The 13,010-nt window shown below is 30.6% G+C and carries 14 protein-coding genes; 10 read left to right on the top strand and 4 right to left on the bottom strand.

Annotation, left to right across the window (positions count from 1 at the left end; genetic code table 11):
* The first annotated feature begins 26 nt into the window (after positions 1 to 26).
* The 10 genes from MBSPM3_RS00665 to MBSPM3_RS00625 all read left to right on the top strand — a co-directional run bounded on the left by MBSPM3_RS00665 (position 27) and on the right by MBSPM3_RS00625 (position 8,086).
* Positions 27 to 239 carry a hypothetical protein gene (locus MBSPM3_RS00665; RefSeq protein ID WP_042068387.1) on the top strand — a complete coding sequence of 71 codons (213 nt, stop codon included), beginning with the start codon at positions 27 to 29 and terminating at the stop codon, positions 237 to 239.
* A gap of 10 nt (positions 240 to 249) precedes the next feature.
* On the top strand, positions 250 to 828 hold the full coding sequence (locus tag MBSPM3_RS00660) for a YqaJ viral recombinase family protein (RefSeq protein ID WP_069028090.1): 579 nt from the start codon (positions 250 to 252) through the stop codon (positions 826 to 828).
* 227 nt (positions 829 to 1,055) lie between these two features.
* Complete coding sequence (rpsU, locus tag MBSPM3_RS00655; RefSeq protein WP_011160972.1) at positions 1,056 to 1,229, top strand: 30S ribosomal protein S21; 174 nt, start codon at positions 1,056 to 1,058, stop codon at positions 1,227 to 1,229.
* Positions 1,230 to 1,312: 83 nt separating this feature from the next.
* Positions 1,313 to 1,453, top strand: a complete 141-nt coding sequence (locus MBSPM3_RS02980; RefSeq protein WP_157084481.1) for a hypothetical protein — start codon at positions 1,313 to 1,315, stop codon at positions 1,451 to 1,453.
* Complete coding sequence (gene ybeY / locus MBSPM3_RS00650; RefSeq protein ID WP_083985305.1) at positions 1,450 to 1,890, top strand: rRNA maturation RNase YbeY; 441 nt, start codon at positions 1,450 to 1,452, stop codon at positions 1,888 to 1,890. The genes MBSPM3_RS02980 and ybeY overlap by 4 nt, the downstream gene beginning before the upstream one ends.
* 121 nt (positions 1,891 to 2,011) lie before the next feature.
* On the top strand, positions 2,012 to 2,887 hold the full coding sequence (era, locus tag MBSPM3_RS00645) for a GTPase Era (RefSeq protein ID WP_232308853.1): 876 nt from the start codon (positions 2,012 to 2,014) through the stop codon (positions 2,885 to 2,887).
* 93 nt (positions 2,888 to 2,980) lie between these two features.
* Positions 2,981 to 4,339 (top strand): glycine--tRNA ligase, encoded by a 1,359-nt coding sequence (locus MBSPM3_RS00640; RefSeq protein WP_069028088.1) that lies wholly within the window; start codon positions 2,981 to 2,983, stop codon positions 4,337 to 4,339.
* 9 nt (positions 4,340 to 4,348) lie between these two features.
* Positions 4,349 to 6,163 carry a DNA primase gene (gene dnaG, locus MBSPM3_RS00635; RefSeq protein WP_069028087.1) on the top strand — a complete coding sequence of 605 codons (1,815 nt, stop codon included), beginning with the start codon at positions 4,349 to 4,351 and terminating at the stop codon, positions 6,161 to 6,163.
* 80 nt (positions 6,164 to 6,243) lie between these two features.
* Positions 6,244 to 7,641, top strand: a complete 1,398-nt coding sequence (gene rpoD, locus MBSPM3_RS00630) for an RNA polymerase sigma factor RpoD (RefSeq protein ID WP_069028086.1) — start codon at positions 6,244 to 6,246, stop codon at positions 7,639 to 7,641.
* Between the two features lies 1 nt (position 7,642).
* On the top strand, positions 7,643 to 8,086 hold the full coding sequence (locus tag MBSPM3_RS00625) for a class I SAM-dependent methyltransferase (RefSeq protein ID WP_069028085.1): 444 nt from the start codon (positions 7,643 to 7,645) through the stop codon (positions 8,084 to 8,086).
* Positions 8,087 to 8,358: 272 nt separating this feature from the next.
* On the opposite strand, the gene MBSPM3_RS00620 is transcribed toward MBSPM3_RS00625, so the two are convergent.
* From MBSPM3_RS00620 to MBSPM3_RS00605, 4 genes are all read right to left on the bottom strand, one after another.
* A complete protein-coding gene (locus tag MBSPM3_RS00620) occupies positions 8,359 to 8,778 on the bottom strand; it encodes an HIT family protein (RefSeq protein ID WP_034171969.1) in 420 nt (139 codons plus the stop codon).
* A 63-nt stretch (positions 8,779 to 8,841) separates the two neighbouring features.
* Positions 8,842 to 9,831: a ribonuclease HIII gene (gene rnhC, locus MBSPM3_RS00615; RefSeq protein ID WP_232308852.1), complete on the bottom strand. Its 990-nt coding sequence runs from the start codon at positions 9,829 to 9,831 to the stop codon at positions 8,842 to 8,844.
* 521 nt (positions 9,832 to 10,352) lie between these two features.
* Entirely contained in the window at positions 10,353 to 10,565 is a 213-nt protein-coding gene (locus MBSPM3_RS03125) for an ArsC/Spx/MgsR family protein (RefSeq protein ID WP_232308851.1), read from the bottom strand.
* A gap of 655 nt (positions 10,566 to 11,220) precedes the next feature.
* Positions 11,221 to 12,912 carry a ribonuclease J gene (locus MBSPM3_RS00605; RefSeq protein ID WP_069028083.1) on the bottom strand — a complete coding sequence of 564 codons (1,692 nt, stop codon included), beginning with the start codon at positions 12,910 to 12,912 and terminating at the stop codon, positions 11,221 to 11,223.
* Positions 12,913 to 13,010 lie beyond the last annotated feature (98 nt).

Below are 13,010 nucleotides of genomic sequence, written 5' to 3'. Positions count from 1 at the left end.
AATTACCAAAATCAAAGGAGATTTTTATGAATTATACCGTTTTTTTTGTAACTATTTGTACTTTTATCGTTTTAAGTACTTTATTTTTAGCAGATAGCAACGACAGTTTTTCTTTGGGAAATTCTTTTTCCGAACAAAAACAAGGACGCAAAATCAAAGGCGAACAATTCTTCTTAAACTGCTTTCTTACTGTTTTAACCATGGCTTTTTTTGGACTTTCCTTTTGGTGCCAACAATAGTTGATGCCATATGCAATTAGAACAAAATACCTTAGCTTGGCATAATCATCGCAAAAAATACATTAATGCTTCCGAAGTAGCAGCTATCATGGGCTTAAATCCATTTGAAACCAAAGAGCAATTATTAAAAAGAAAAGTTTTTGGAATTCCAATCGAAGACAACGAAGCAATGAAACGCGGACGAATTTTGGAACCCCAAGCAAGAAATTTTTTCAACCAAACACAAAAAATGCAATTCGAATCAAAAGTCTTTGTCAAAGATTTCATGTCTGCTTCTTTGGATGGATGGGACGCCCAATCCCAAAGCCTCTTAGAAATCAAATGCCCCATTTCTTTTGCCTCTTATACTTGGCAATCCTTTTTAAATGAAGGAAAAATCCCTAATATCTATTATGCCCAACTCCAAGCCCAAATTTATTGTTCTCAATCAATTAAAGCTTACTTTTTAGTCTATCAAAACGACCAAACCAACAAAAATATCGAAGTCAAAGAAGACTCGAATTTTATCACAAACATGCTTGAACAGTGCAGTCATTTTTTTCAATTATACTTAAAAACTAAACAATTACAAAAACAACTTCAAATTTAAAATTACTCATTTATATAAATATAAAAATAATTATTACTATTGCATTTCATTTAACCGTATTTATGACAAATTTAACCATAAAAAACGACCATAAACAAAAGACAAAACCACTTACAAAAATATTTAATTATTTTTTTGCTTTTTCTTATTGACAAACAACAAAAAAAGAGATATAATATAAGTAGTATTGCTAATTTTTAATTTGAGATTACGGAAAGGAGATATTAATGCCAAAAACTGTTTTTCGTAAAGGAGAAACTATCGAAGAAACGCTACGTCGTTTTAAAAGAGAAGTTTCTAAATCTGGTGTCTTAGCAGAAGCGCGTCGCAAAGAACATTATATTAAACCAAGCGTACAAAAGAAAAATCGCCAAAAAAATATGCGTAGTAAAAAGCGTTAATGTTTTAATCAATTAAAAGCTACTTGAAATAAGTTGCTTTTTTTATTTTATATTTTCTTATATTTTCTTAAGTTTTTTTGCAAATGTCTTTTTATTTTATTCGTTCAAATGTTCGCTCAAATCATCAAAAAATAATCTCATTATTAAAAATTACCAAAAAAACAACTCAATTGCAACCAAAACTACAACCACCACCCAAACCCCAAATAGGAAATGCTAAATGATCATTAAAATCCACAATCAAACTTCTTTTTGCATCACACCTTTTAAATCTTTATTAATTAAAATGTTTTTACCCATCAAAGAAAAAAAATTAATGCATCTCATTTTTGTTACCAACGAAAAAATTCAAGAACTTAATTCCTTTTATCGCCAAAAAAATTATCCCACAGATGTTTTGTCTTTTCCTAATGATTTAACTTTTTTTGCAGGCTTAGAAGACAATTCTTTAGGCGATGTTTTTATTTCTTTTTCCAAAGCCCAAGTCCAAGCACAAAAAGCCAAGCACAGTTTAGAACGCGAAATTGCTTTTTTAGCAGTGCATGGTTTTTTGCATCTTAAGGGTTATCAACACCGCACCGAAGAAGAGTTTCAAATAATGCTTGCTTTACAAGAAAAAATTTTACAAAACGTAGGTCTAAATTTAGACAAAACCACATAAGCAGCAGCCCCAAATCCCATAAAAACCAAACAAAAAGAAACAAACCAAAATAAAAACACCCGCACAAACACCAACAAGGAAAAAGAAAAACAAAAAAATAACTAAGAAATTGAGGACTTACATGGATTTTAAATCTGGTTTTATTGCTATTTTGGGACGCCCAAACGTCGGCAAATCAACTCTTCTAAACGCATTAACCCAACAAAAAGTTGCCATCACAAGCGCCAAACCCCAAACAACACGCCACAAAATTATTGGCATTTGCCACGAACCTAACGCCCAATATATTTTTGTAGACACCCCAGGAATTAACCAATATAAACATTTATTGAACCAAAAAATGAACAACATCGCTTTTCAAAGCATCAAAGATGTTGATTTAATTCTCTTTTTAACAGATTCCTTTTATCATCCCAAAGAAGAAATTTTGTTAAAAATGATTTTCCAAACCAAAAAACCAGTTTTTTTAGTCATCAACAAAATTGACCGTTTAAAGAGCAAAAGCCAAATTGATGCTATTATTTTAAGCTATTTAAACCATTTTTCTTTTCAAACAGTAATCCCACTTTCTGCTATCAAAGCCAAAAACACCACTTTTTTAAAAGAAAATATCTATCAAAATATCAAACCAGGGGTCGCTTACTATCCGCAAGACATGATTACTGATCAAAAAAAAGAACTTTGGATATCAGAAATAATTCGCGAAAAAATCCTTTATTATGTCCACGAAGAAATCCCTCACGCCTCAGCTGTAATAATTGAAAAAATGGAACAAAAAGACCATTTATTAGAAATTTGGGGCTTGATTTTGGTAGAAAGAAGCTCTCAAAAACAAATCTTAATTGGCAAGGCAGGTTCCAAACTCAAACAAATAGGAACACATGTTCGCCAAGACCTCAATTGCCATTTGCAAATCAAAACTCACATTAATTTATGGGTCAAGGTGTATACTAATTGGCGCAACCAAAAAGATTTATTAAGTCGCTTTGGATATTAAATAATTATAATTAAAAAAACTCAAAAAAACAAAATCAAAAAAAACAACGCAAAAATCAAAACATCAACACCAACAACAAAAAGGAGCTTTGGGATGCAACATTTAGACAAAGTTATTTCATTAGCCAAACAAACAGGATTTGTATTTGCAGGCAGTGAAATTTATGGAGGACTTGCCAATAGTTGGGATTATGGTCCTTTAGGCAGTTTATTAAAAAAAAACATTAAAAAAGCTTGGTTTCAAAAATTTGTCCAAGAACAACCCAATAATGTTTTGTTAGATGGATCCATTTTACTTAATTCTACCGTATGGAAAGCCTCAGGTCATCTGGATTCTTTTTCGGATCCCCTTACCGAAAATCAAGACACCAACAAGAGATTTCGTGCTGATAAACTCATCGAAAGCCACAATCCACAGTTAGATATTAGCGGTTGGTCCTACGAACAAATGCATGACTATTTAGTCAAAAACCAAGTCTTAGGAACTTCCAACTGGACACCCATCAGACCTTTTAACATGCTTTTTAAAACCCATCAAGGAGTCATTTTGGAAAACTCCAAACCTCTATATTTAAGACCTGAAACAGCACAAGGAATTTTTATCCAATTTAAAAACATTTTAAAAACTACCAGAAAAAAACTTCCCTTTGGAGTCTGCCAAATTGGAAAAGTATTCCGCAACGAAGTGACACCTGGCAACTTTATTTTCCGTACTTGTGAATTTGAACAAATGGAACTAGAATTTTTTTGCCAACCAGGCACCGAAGCCTATTGGTTTAACCACTGGAAAAACTTAATGTATGATTTTTTAATTGCTTTGGGTATGAACCCGCAAAATTTAACATTTAAAGATCACAAAAAAGAAAACCTCAGCCATTATTCACAACAAACTTGCGATATTTTATTCAAATTTCCTTGGGGTTTTGATGAACTTTGGGGGATTGCTTCCAGAACAAACTTCGACTTGAAAACCCACCAACAACACTCCAAAAAAGATCTTACTTATTTTGACGAAACTACCAAACAAAAAATTTTACCCTACGTTATCGAACCTTCTTTAGGAATAGAAAGACTATTTTTTGCTTTTCTAATTAACAATTACCACGAAGAAAGAACCTCCAACGAAACAAGGAAAATCCTTACTTTTCACCCTTTTTTAGCACCTTACAAAGTAGCTGTTTTACCATTAATCAAAAAAACACACAGCGCCAAAGCCCAAGAAATCCACCAGTATTTAGCCAAACATTTTGATGTTTGTTACGATGAGACCCAAAGTATTGGAAAAAGATACCGCAGACAAGATATGATTGGTACTCCTTTTTGTCTCACTGTAGACGACCAAACCCTTACCCACAACACAGTGACTTTAAGAAACCGTGACACCGTCCAACAACAAACCTTTTTACTAGCAGAAGCCAAACAATACATCCAAGAAAAAATTATTTTAAAATAAAGGATCAAAATGCAAGATAACAAACAATTAATTGATCAAATCAATGAAAAAATGCCTATCCTTGATTTAGTTCAAGAATTTGTACAATTAAAAAAATCAGGCAAAAATTACATGGGGTTGTGCCCTTTTCACGATGAAAAAACGCCTTCTTTTTCTGTGTCTCCTGAAAGAAATATAGGAGTTTGTATGTCTTGTAAAAAAGGCGGTAATCCTGTTTTTTTTTACAAAAGCATCAAAAACATCCCTTTAAATCAAGCCATTTTTGAACTGGCAACCCGCTTGGGCATTGTTACTTCCCTGCCCCAACAAAGCACCCATCAATACCAAAAATTCTACAACATCATGCAAGAAGCAGCAGATTTTTATTCCCATCAATTAAAACACAACAAACAAGTCCTCAATTATTTAGAAAAAAGAGGCTTTGACAATGACATAATAAAACATTTTAAATTAGGTTATGCTCCCAAAGCTTCCCATTTATCACGTTATTTAATTGAAGGTACCAAATTTGAACCTGATGACCTCAAAAAATTAAGTCTCATCAATCAAGACGACAAAACCGGCAACTTTTATGATTTTTTCAAAAACCGACTCATTTTTCCCATTACTAACAAATCAGGCGAAATTGTTGCTTTTTCCAGCCGCAGTCTAGATGATCAAATGCCTAAATATCTCAACAGTCCCGAAACAATAATTTTCAAAAAAGGCGAAACTTTGTATCAATACTACGAAGCCCAAGCTGAAATCAGAAAAAAACAAACAGTCATTTTGCATGAAGGTTTTTTTGATGTTATGGCATCTTTCAAAGCCCAATTCAAAAACGTAGTTGCTACCATGGGAACCAACCTTACTTTGGATCATGCCAAACTATTAAAAAAACTCACCGACAAAATAATTATTGCCTATGACGGCGACAAAGCAGGAAAAACCGCTACTTTAGAAATTGGAACCTTTCTCCAAAAAAACCACTTCAAAGTCCAAATAGTAGATTTTCCCAATAATCTAGACCCCGATGAATACATCAAAACTGAAGGACCCGAAAAATACCAACACCTTATAACTGATAATTTAAAGGATTTTTTAGCTTTGAAAGTGGATTTGATTTGCCAACAAATGGATTCTTACAACCAAACCAAAACCAAAAAAGAATTACAAGAACTATTCCAATCCTCAAGTTTTGAAATCAAAATGCTTTATCAAGAATACTTACAAAAAACATATCAACTAACAGTTAACCTTAATTCTCAAGTCTCCATTAACAAAGCCCCAAAACCTCCTTACATTGCTCACACCAAACAACAATTAAATGTAACCAAATTTGACATTAAAATAGAAATCATCATAGAATTGCTTTTAAATGCTGCTTTTTTCAAAACCCAAAACCCCAAAACATTTGCCACCATCAAAAAAACCCCCGGTTTTGATGACTTGCAATGCAGTTGTCTGCTAAACTATATTAAAAATTATTACAAGAAAAATCCTAAACAAACTTGTATCCCTTGGGAAGAAATCAAAAACACCACATTTAAAGAAAATATTGATGATTTATTGACATCTATCGAAAAACATCATTTTTTTAAAATGGAAAAGCGCCCTCTTTTACAAGATAAAGAAGGCAAAATATTTAACAATTATATAAAAGAATTAGAAATCCGCGACAAAATAGAACAAAAACAACAAAAAATAAATGAGTTAAATGATAAATTACTTCCAATAGATAACACTGAAAAAAACAAATTACAAAAAAAGAAAGACAAACTCAAAAAAGAAAGAAGACAATTACAACAACAATTAAGCGAATTAGTAAATGATATATTTTGTTAAAACAAATCATCCAAAAAACCAAAATCAAAACAAGTTCATAGCCAAATTTTAATTAAAAAAAGAAAAAAGGGAGTTAATAAATGGAATTCGATAACATAATCAAAACTTTAAATGAGCAAGCTGGAAGCGAACAAAAACTAACATCTCAATTAATTATGTCTTTTTTGCAAAATCAAAACATAAAAATACCATATCAACAAATAGCACAAAAACTAAAAGAACAAGGGATTCAAATTATTTCTTGCGAAACACAAGCAGCTCCATCTCTAAATGAAAACCCCAATCAAAATGATACGCACCCCCAAACAAACACCACCAATGATGATTTTACTGACCTTGATTCCGAATTAACAAATGCAAACTTAGAAAACACAGATGACAACAAAGATGAAGGCAACACACAAGACTCAGAAGAAGACATCCAAGATTTTGACATTTCTGAAGAGGACTTAATATCAGATGAAAAACTCATAGAATTAGAAGAAGACGAAGATGAAAAAATTTCTAAAGAAGAAATTTCTAAAATCCATTCTGATATTAAAATGGATGACTCAGTTCGCATGTATTTAAAAGAAATTGGTCAAATCCCTTTGCTTTCGCTAGCAGAAGAACAAAAAAAATCTATTTTAGTTTTTTTAGGAAAACAAGCCAAACAAAAGCTTGCCAAGCACAAAACCAAAGAAATTGAATTATCCGAAGAACAACTCCAAGAAGCACATGACCAAATCGAACAAGCAAGGCGCGCCAAAGATATTTTGGTAGAATCCAATTATAGATTAGTAGTTTCCATTGCCAAACGATATATTGGAAGAGGCATTTTGTTTCTTGATTTAATCCAAGAAGGCAACATGGGCTTAATGCGTGCAGTAGATAAATTCGATTATCAAAAAGGATTTAAATTTTCTACCTATGCCACTTGGTGGATTAGACAAGCCATCACAAGAGCGATTGCCGATCAAGCAAGAACTATCCGAATTCCTGTCCACATCGTAGAAACTATTAATAAAATGGCACTTTGCACTCGCAAATTAACTCAAAAACTTAAGAAAAAACCTACAGTTGAAGAGTTAGCCGACAAAATGAATATTTCTGCTGAAAAAATTCGCAGCATCCAATATATTGAAAAAAAACCCATCTCTTTGGAAGCTCCCGCAAGAGAAAACGAAGAAGACGAAACTTCTTTGGGGGATTTTATCTCAGATCCCAACATTTTATCCCCCCACGAATACATGATGAAAGAAGTAACTCAAAGGCTTTTAGATGAAGTCCTAGAAAATACCTTAACTGACCGCGAGGAAAAAGTATTAAAAATGCGCTATGGTCTTTTAGATGGCAAAACCCACACTTTAGAAGAAGTAGGCAATTTATTTGGAGTTACTAGAGAAAGAATCCGCCAAATTGAATCCAAAGCTCTAAGACGACTCAGAACTCCAGCTAAACAAAGCAAATTAAAAAGTTTGTACCACAACCACAAATAAAATGAAACGAATCCTTTTTATTGCATCTCTTACTAAAAATTATGACACCGTTGTAGACATCGGAACAGATCATGGTTTAGTAATCAAAAAGGCTTTTCAACAAGGCTATATCAAACAAGCAATTGCAGCAGATATAAGATTAAAACCTTTATTTCAAGCCCAAAAAAACCTTGCTTGCTATCCAGTTACTTTTTGTTTAAGTGACGGATTCCAAAACATTTGCCAAGATTTTGATCTTGCCCTAATTTGTGGTATGGGAACTTATGCTATTACTAAAATACTTGAAAAAAGTCCTGATAAAAGTAAACATTTTATATTAGGATCACAAAGCAATCAAGATTATCTTCAAGAATGGCTATTAAAAAACGATTTTCAAATTTTAGAAGAATATCATTTATTTGACAAATTTTTTTATCATTTCTTAAAAGTAACTCGCAAAAGCTAATTTTGCTTCCAATTACATATCTATGATTAAACCAAACTATTTTAATAGTTTGGTTTTTTTATTATAAGTTAATAATTGTGCCATTTTATAAACAAAAAAGACCAACGATTAAGTTGGTCTTAAATGTTATATTAAAATATTAAGTTGTCTAAATAAATGAAACAGTTAGAAAAGACTGATAAAAACCCATATAAATATTTTTTAAAGGTTTTATCATCAAAAAAAGCAAGACAGCAATATATTTATTTTATGTTTCCTTAACAATATATTTTTTATTTATTCAAATGCGCTAAAATAGCTTTTTGAACTTTTTCATAATCTTGAGGAAACATCAAAGAAGCATTATTTTTAAAAACCAAATTAATTTCTTTTTCATCAAAACGAGGAATCAAATGCACATGATAATGAAAAACAGTCTGCCCTGCTACTTTGCCATTATTATTTAATAAATTGATTCCCTGAGCTTGAAAAACATCCATTAATACTTTGCTTATTTGATGTACTACTTTAAACAAATGGGCAAAAACATCTTCGGGCATCATCAAAATATCACGATATTCTTGTTTAGGAACCACCAAAGTGTGTCCTTTGGTCGCTTGGGTAATATCTAAAAAAGCAACTACTAAATTATCCTCATAAAGTAGATAACCAGGAACTTGTTTTTTGATAATTTTAGTAAAAATAGTTGACATAAAAACTCCTTTAAATGTGTTTTTGGATAAATAAATTTGCAATTAAGCACCAATATTATAAATTTATTCCATTTTGCGCACAATATTTTTAAAATTACACTTAGCAATTTGAGGCAAAATCTCTAATCCGTGTTGTTTTACTATCAAATCAATTTGCAAATCTACCAATTTGCCTGCTCCTAATTGCAATTTGGAATTAATTTGCTTAGAAAGTTTTGCTATTTGTGTTAAAAAAAGATATCTAGCAATAACAGAAGCCACAGCAACACTAAAATAAGAACTATCAGCCTTAGTTTCAAAAATAATCTTTGTATAAATCTCATTTTGGGCTTTTTGGTCTTGCAAATAATTAAAATAATTTTTAGGAAAACAAAACTGATCCAAAATGACAGGAACATTTGGAGAAACTTTTAAAACGGTTTGCTTAATTGCTTCGTTATGCATTAAAGCCTTAATTTTGTTGAGATTACATTGTTTGATTGTTTGATTGTATTCTAAAGGCATCATTATTTTAACAGAATAAATAACTTCTTTCATAATTAAAGGAGCTAGCTGCATTATTTTTTCATCTGAGATTTTTTTGGATTCGGCAATAGTTCCTAATTTTTGCAAAAAAACAATATTTTTAGCAGTCAAGTAAACACAACAAACAATAACAGGACCAAAAACATCTCCTGTACCTACTTCATCAGAACCAATGGATGGAAGATAATAAGTTTTTTTGTTATAAAGTGGCAAAAATGAATTTGTCCCTGCATTGCTTTTAGTTTTTAACGTTGGGACTTGTTTGACTAATGAATGGCTAACTTCTTTTGTTTCGCTATTATCGCTAACTGTTTTCATTTGCAATATTTTTTTAATAAAAGCAACGATAGATAAGGTATTTTTCCCTTGCACTAACAAAGTTCCGTTATTATAAACTGTTATTTTAGCCAAAGATTCATCTATAACAAAAGCAACCGTTTTATTAGGTGATAATTTTAATTGTTTGTAGTAGAATTTTTTAATTGTTGCTACTTGATTGTTGTTCAATTTGAAACTATAATTTGACATCACTTAATACCTCCTTAATATTTCTTGCATTTTGGCAGTTTTTGTTGTCTTTGGTTTTGCAAAAAAGACCAAAATTTGTCATCACTTCTTTTATTATATATCACAATAAACTGAAAAAAGATAAAATAACAAGCTAATATTTTCAATTTATATAAAAAAAATAGAATATTTGAAAAACATTCTAAATTTGATAAAATTGCTTTTTGAAAGTCTTGCAACTTGCAACTTAGTTTATTTTTTTAATTACATCTTTTATAAATAGCCAATTTATAAATGGAAAGGGGCAAATATTGTTTTTAAACTTGAGTTTGTTTATGATAAAAGAAACTTTTCAAATGATAAGAGACTTTTTGCAACAAAAATATTGCTCTTCATTATTTATGTTTTTTAAAAAAGTTTTGCAATACTGTTTCATATTGATTATTTTCTTTACCTTTATAAAAATTAACATTATTTTCCATCAAGTAAAAAAGCAGTTTTTTGGGAATAAAAATACGAATTTCTTCTTCATTATACCCAATTTAAATTTTTTGATCTTTAATAATGATAGGTCTTTTTAAAATTTCAGGATTTTCAATAATAATTTTTTTGATGTTATCGGTGTTGATAGTTTCCAAATCTATTTGTTTTTCTTTAAAAATTTTGGAACGTTGCGAAATAATATCATCAAACCCATAATCACAATTTTTTAAAATTAAATCCAGATCTTGTGGTTGCATTTTATAATTTAACAAATTACGCTCTTCGTATCTTACCCCATGAGCTTTTAACCATTTTTTAACTTTTTTTACAAGAAACACAACTAAAACTCGTATAAACAATTACCATAATTATTTATGTAATTCTCCTTTGATAAAATAAATTAATGAATGAATTTTTGGCGTGCAAAAATGCGATATTCATATATTAAAATATTATATTTTATTTTTAAAATGTAATAGTGCTATTTAATTTGAGTTATAAAATGTAGAAGGTTTTTTTGAAAAATATTTATAATCCTAAGGCAAATCCAAAGGCAAAATGTTTTTTAATGCAACATCTGCATATCCTAAAAGGAAAAACAAAAGGAAAATCAATGCAAGAAAAGAAAAAAGAATAAAAAGGGTAAAAAGTTATTAAAATGTTCCCACAATATTTAAAAAAAAGACCGTTTTATTTTTTAAAAAAGTTATTTATTGTAGTTCAATAAAAAATTTTAATATTAAAAACGGTGTTAATATAAAAATCGAAATAAATTTGGAATAAAAAAATAATTCGATAAATAATAAAATAAATTTGGTGCACTATTTGCAAAAAAAAGATATCATTGTAAAAAATCAAATAGTTTTGAAAATGGTTTTTTAAAATAATGGAAATAAGAAAATAATGAAAAAATGCTATAAACTACTTTTAAAATGTCAAAATAATAGGAATAATAATTGGATTTCTTAAAGTAATTCCGTATATTTTAGAGGCAAGATAATCAACGATAATTTTGTTTAAAGTCTCTTTTTGCACTTCATCTTGTTTAATAGCAGTTTCAATACTATTTTTAATATCATAAGAAATTTGTTTAATCATTTCTTGATTATCTTTCATATAAATAAAGCCACGAGAAACAATTGTGGGCAAATTAAGGACTTTTTTTCTTTTTAAATCAATACTCATAACAACAGAAAATAAGCCTTTTTCACTCAGACTACGACGTTCTTTTAGGATTGCATTGCCCACATCGTCTATTCCAGAAGCATCGATAAAGACGTTGCCTACATTCATTTTTTCGGTAATGGCAGCTTTTCCAGGAGATAAGCTTACCATTTGTCCGTTTTCCAAAATAAAAATATTACTTTCTGGAATGCCACATTCTAGAGCTAAATTTTTGTGTGCAATTAACATGCGATGTTCGCCGTGAACTGGAATAAAATATTTAGGCTTGGTAAGCGAAAGCATCAATTTCAGGTCATTTTGGTTACCGTGTCCTGATACGTGAGTATTAATTAAAGGTCCGTGAGTGATAACGTTGACATTTTTTTTGAAAAGTAAATCAAAGATTTTATTAATGTTTTCTTGGTTGCCAGGAATGGGAGAAGAAGAAAAAATGATAGTATCTTTGGGACTTAACTTAATTTGTCTGTGAGTGTTGTTAGCAATTCTGCTTAAAGCTGCTAAGGGCTCTCCTTGTGAGCCGGTGCAAAGCAAGATAATATCGCGATATTTGTGAATGTTATTACTTGTGACAAGGGTTCCTTCAGGAATGTTAAGATAGCCATGTTTTTTGCCAATTTCCAAAGCTTTTTCCATGCTGCGCCCAAACACTGCAACTTTTCTTTTAGTCTGAATAGCAGCTTCTACAATTTGTTTGATGCGGTAAAAATTAGAAGCAAAAGTAACAATAATGATGCGGTCTGCAATATTTACAAAAAGTTCATTAATGGAAGCCCCAATAGTACTTTCGGATTGGACCAACCCAGATTGCTCGGCATTAGTAGAATCAGAAAGTAGGCACAAAACGCCTTCTTGTTTAATCTTGATTAATTTATCATATTGCGCTTCTGGACCTACTGGAGTATAATCAATTTTAAAATCCCCAGTATAAAAAATATTGCCGTATTTGGTGTTAAAAACGATCCCAAAAGTGTCAGGAATAGAGTGGTTAAGTCTGATGAAAGACACATTTACTTGATGACTAAATTCGTATTTGGTATCATGGCTGTATTTTTCTATTTTGGGCAGGGCGCCAATTTCTTTATGCTCTGATAATTTATGTTCTAACAAATAATATGCAATCCCTGAGACAAAAATTTTAGGAATACGCACTTTTTTAAGCAAATAAGGAATGCCTCCAATATGATCTTCATGTCCGTGAGTAACAAAAAGCCCTACAATACGCGATTCGTTTTTCAATAAATAATCATAATCGGGGATGACGTAATTGACTCCTAACAAAAAATCATCTGAAAACAAAATCCCTGAATCTACAATAAAAATTTGCTTGTGAATTTCAAAAACATACATGTTTTTCCCAACTTCGCCAAGCCCTCCCAAAGCAAAGAAAGAAACATCGGAATTATAGTTATTAATCTTTGGGTCTAAATTATTCATAAAAATTATTCTCCTTTAAATCTCATTAAAATCAATAAAAAACTGTTAAAGTTTCCTATTTTAACGATTATTACTACCTATATTATAGTATAATATAA

Origin of the sequence: Candidatus Phytoplasma zeae (assembly GCF_001712875.1) — a bacterium.
GTDB lineage: Bacteria > Bacillota_I > Bacilli_A > Acholeplasmatales > Acholeplasmataceae > Phytoplasma > Phytoplasma asteris.
This window is presented reverse-complemented; position numbering and strand designations above follow the sequence as displayed.